Annotated in this window: 2 protein-coding genes; both read left to right on the top strand. The window is 70.0% G+C overall.

Going from position 1 to position 2,023, the window contains the following annotated elements:
* On the top strand, positions 1–400 hold a 400-nt coding region (locus D7V93_RS42310), incomplete at its 5' end, for a YciI family protein (RefSeq protein ID WP_341871001.1).
* 78 nt (positions 401–478) lie between these two features.
* The gene (locus D7V93_RS42305; protein WP_120648602.1) at positions 479–1,897 is read left to right on the top strand and encodes a hypothetical protein; all 1,419 of its coding nucleotides are present in this window, start codon (positions 479–481) and stop codon (positions 1,895–1,897) included.
* Positions 1,898–2,023 lie beyond the last annotated feature (126 nt).

Raw genomic sequence — 2,023 nt, 5'->3', positions numbered from 1 at the left:
ACCCGTGCCCGCGCCCGCTGACGCCCCCTTCGACGAGAAGGTCTTCGTCGCGCAGATGAAATTCAACGAGGAGATGCACAAGGCCGGCGTGCTGATCGCCTCCGAGGGCCTCAGCGCCTCCGCGGCCGGCGCGCACGTGGTCTTCAAGAATGGGAAGTCCGACGTGAAGGACGGCCCCTTCACCGAAACGAAGGAGCTCATCGGCGGCTTCTACGTGCTGGAGGTGAAGTCGAAGGACGAGGCCATCGCGTGGGCCCGTCGCTACCCCGGAGGCATGGGCAACGACGACGTGATGGAGATCCGCCCGCTCACCGGGGCCGACGACATCCCGGCGGAGTTCATGAAGCTCATCGAGAAGGCGGCCCCCACCTGGAGCGAGTCCTTCAAGAAGTCCTCGTGACCGGGATGTCACACGGGGCTCCTTCCGCCCGTGTCAGCGGGACGTGCTATGCGGCGCTTTCCCCCCGGAGGCTCCGCCTTGAATTCCCGTACCCTTGGACTTGCATGTCTTGTCGCGTTCGCCGCGCCCGCCTGTAGCGGGCCGGTCGCCGAACCCACCGCCCCCATGGAGTCCATCGAGTCCATCGAGTCCACGGAGGCCGTGGAGGCGACGGGCACCAGCACCGCCGCCGCGACGGCGGTGGAGCGGCTCTACGCGGCGGAGGGTTCGCTCACGCTGAGCTTCGAGACGCTGGGCACCTTCGAGACGCGCAACGGCGTGCGCTCGCTCATCCTGCACGCGACGGCGAACCGCTACCTGAGCAACGTGTTCAGCTACGTGCCCGACGACGCCTTCGGCGAGGCGCACATCATCAGCGAGCGCCGGCTGGAGGTGGTGCTCCCGGAGGGCCACGAGCTCAACTCGGTGCTGGCCGGCCTGCCGCTGTTCGTGACAGTGGACACCTTCACGGGCACGCCCACGCACTACACCGCGCGCATCGAAGTGGCCCCGCGCTTCTATGACTTCCAGGGATCCAACTCCGTGTGGGTGTCGCAGGACGTCACGCCCTACTACGTCGTGAGCGGCAACAACTCCCTCGTCTACCGGGGCAGCGTGGACGCCGCGGCCAGCGCCCTCACCGTCGCCGCGCCGGACGGCGTGCCCACGGTGGCGCGCGTGGACGCGGACAGCTTCAACCTGGACTGGACCTACACCACGATGAAGCAGGCGATGGACCCGCACACCACGCCGCTCACGTTCACCGCGGCGCTCACCGCCGGCGGGACGGCGCAGAAGACGGGCCGCGTCGTCGCGCGCGTCACCAGCCTGGCGCTCACCACCGGGGATGCCTACGACGTCTGGCCGTCGCCCAACTGCCAGCCCGCCACCTACGACTGCGTCCAGAACAAGCCCGCGGGAACGACGGACTTCTCCTCGTGCGGCACCTACCGCCAGGTGACGCGCTGCCTGTACGTGGCCAACGCGTGTGACGTGGGCACGCCCCAGCCGCTGTCGCTGACGCCCATCGACGCGTCCGCGCTGGAGCCCGCGCAGGAGGAGTGGGTGCTCGGCTCCAACAGCGGCGCGTGGCACGGCCTGGAGCCCATCGACGCGTACCGCACGCCGTCCTGCCCGGCCTCGCCCACCACCATCCAGGGCGTGGTCGCGAAGCTCTCCCAGCAGGACCAGGCGTTCCCGGACCCCGCGGGCGGCACGTACACCAACCGCGCGGGCCTGTCGCAGAGCATCCTCTTCACGAACAACTACTACGGCGACGGCGTGGCGCTGCTCCAGGCGATTGATGCCTACGCGGGCGGCGGCGACGTGCAGGCGTGGCTCTACACGCAGGGCGTGCCGTGCCCCAACTGCCACGAGTTCGACACGCGCGCCGTCCTCTACTACCCGGCCACCCGCAAGGTGGTCGTGCTGGACGGCTACTACGGCTACGACTCGTAGCACCGGCTGACGGAAGGCCGGCCCGGGCCCCCAGCCCGGGCCCCCGGGCCGGAGCCCGGAAACCGGGCGGGGCAGGCAGGCTCGTACGCCTGGCTCCTCGCCCGCCCGTCGAGCCCCCTCCAGGCC

It is taken from the genome of Corallococcus llansteffanensis (genome assembly GCF_003612055.1).
In the GTDB taxonomy this organism is placed as follows: Bacteria; Myxococcota; Myxococcia; order Myxococcales; family Myxococcaceae; genus Corallococcus; species Corallococcus llansteffanensis.
Note: the sequence above shows the minus strand (reverse complement) of the source record. Positions and strands in the feature narration are given on the sequence as shown.